Annotated in this window: 1 protein-coding gene; it reads right to left on the minus strand. The window is 66.8% G+C overall.

Annotated elements, in window-relative coordinates:
• A partial coding sequence (locus AC3ERS_RS36500) for a type I polyketide synthase (RefSeq protein WP_431972720.1) occupies positions 1-2,301 on the minus strand: 2,301 nt, incomplete at both ends.

A 2,301-nucleotide genomic window follows, 5' to 3' on the forward strand; every position in this document is an offset into this window, starting at 1 on the left:
ACCCTGCCTGCGCATCCGATCGAAGTCGTCGTCGGACAGCTCGACGCCGAGCCCGCTCGATCTCGCCCACAACCCGTAATCGAGGGAGGTCGCGGGTAGTCCCAGGCTGCGGCGATGCGCCGCGAGGGCATCGAGGAAGACGTTCGCGGCAGCGTAGTTCGCTTGACCGGCAGCCAGCACCAGCCCACCCGCGGAAGACACCAGCACGAACAAGGACAGCGAGTGCTGACGAGTGAGTTCGTGAAGGTGCCACGCGGCATCGAGCTTGGGTCCGAAGACATGGTCGATCCGGTCCGGCGTGATCGACTCGATCACGCCGTTGTCGGCGGTTCCGGCCGCGTGCACGACACCCACCAGCGGATGCTGGGCCGGGATGGTTTCCAGCAGTGCCGCCAGTGCGTCCCGATCGGACACGTCACATGCGGTGATGGTCGCCTGCGCGCCGAGCTCGAGCAGATCGTCACGCAGTTCAGCCGCGCCAGGGGCATCCGGGCCACGCCGAGATGTCAAAAGCAGATGGCGCACACCGTGTTCGGTCACAAGGTGTCGAGCGATCACCGCACCGAGGCCACCGGTGCCACCGGTAATCAGCACAGTGCCGGGCTCGGACAGCCGGGCGATCGTGCCGGGTGCGTGACGGGTCAACCGCGGCACGAGCAGGGTCGTGCCACGGAGCGCGGCCTCCGGTTCCGTCGCAGCAGCCGTTGCCACGGTCGCGATAGAGACCGGGTCACGGTCTCGGGCCAGGTCGGGGTGGTCCAGGTCGAGAAGCTGGAATCGCCCTGGGTGTTCGGCCTGCGCGGCACGCAACAGCCCCCACACCGGAGCCTGACCCAGATCCACCTGCTCCGAATCGGCAACAGCCACTGCTTGTTCGGTGAGTACGACCAAACGAGAACCAGCGAAACGACTATCGGCCAGCCAGCCCTGAACAGTGTCCAGAACACCGGTGACAACCTGGCGCGCAGCCTCCGGCACCGCACCACTGTGGGAGGGGCACTCGAGCAACACGATGTCGGGAACAACCGAGTCGGAAGTCGCGTCCAGATCGGCGATCAACGACGGAAGATCATCGTAACCCCGCACCCCGCCAGAACTCTGGCCCCCGAGTACCGCTACGCGAGCCGGTTCGACTTCCCCCGCCGACAGCGGGGCAGTCAGCCATTCCAAGCCGAAGAGGGCCTCCGACACCCGATCCGCGCTGAGGCGCTCAGCCGATACCGGCCGAGAAACCAAGGCCCCCACCGACAACACCGGGTGGCCCTGCTCATCGGCCATCTGCACGGCGAACCGATCGCTTTGAAGCACGATCCGGACCCGCACCGCGGCAGCGCCGACCGAGTGCATCACCACTCGGTTCCAGGTGAACGGCAGCGCCGGGAAACCCTCGACACCACCGCGCAGACCATGAACTATCCCGGCATGCAACGCCGAGTCGAACAATGCCGGATGAATCCCGAAACCGTTGGCGTCCTGCGGATCCGGCAGCGCGACCTCGGCGAACAACTCATCGCCGCGCTGCCATGCCGCCCGCAAACCCTGGAAGAACGGGCCATATCCATAGCCGACATCGAGCAACTCGTCATAGACACCGTCAATGGGCATCGGCTGCGCACCGGCGGGAGGCCACGAGGCGAGGTCGAAATCGGCCACCACATCACCCGGCGCAAGCACACCTTCGGCGTGCAGCACCCACGGACCCTCGCCCGCCTGCCGAGAATGGACACTCAGCCGTCGACGACCGGCCTCGTCAGCAGCGGCCACCACGACCTGCACCGAGACACTGCCCTCGGCTGGGAGCGTCAACGGGGTATGCAGGACGAGCTCGTCCACCACGGCACAGCCCAGGATATCGCCGATGTAACTGGCCAGCTCGACAAAACCGGTTCCCGGCAGCAACACGGTGCCGAGCACGCTGTGGTCGGCCAGCCACTCGACAGAGCCCACCGACCACCGGCCGGTGAAACTCACCCCACCCGAATCCGGGTGCGGCACAACCGCACCCAGCAACGGATGATCCACCACATCCAACCCGGCCGAGCTGACCCCACCCAGCTCGGCTCCCAGCCACGACTGCGCCAGCACCTGCTTGGCATCGAGCCAGAAGCGCTCGTGCTGGAAGGCATAGGTGGGCAGGTCGATTCGTTGAGCCCCGGTACCGGCGTAGAAACCAGCCCAATCCACCACAGCGCCGGAGACGAACAACCCGGCCACCCCGCCCAGCACCGTGGACGGATCGGCATGGTCTCGACGCGCCAGCGCCACCACCGCGGCAGCCCCGTCGTCGAGAGTCTGGGCGAC

This window comes from Nocardia sp. bgisy134, assembly GCF_057708325.1.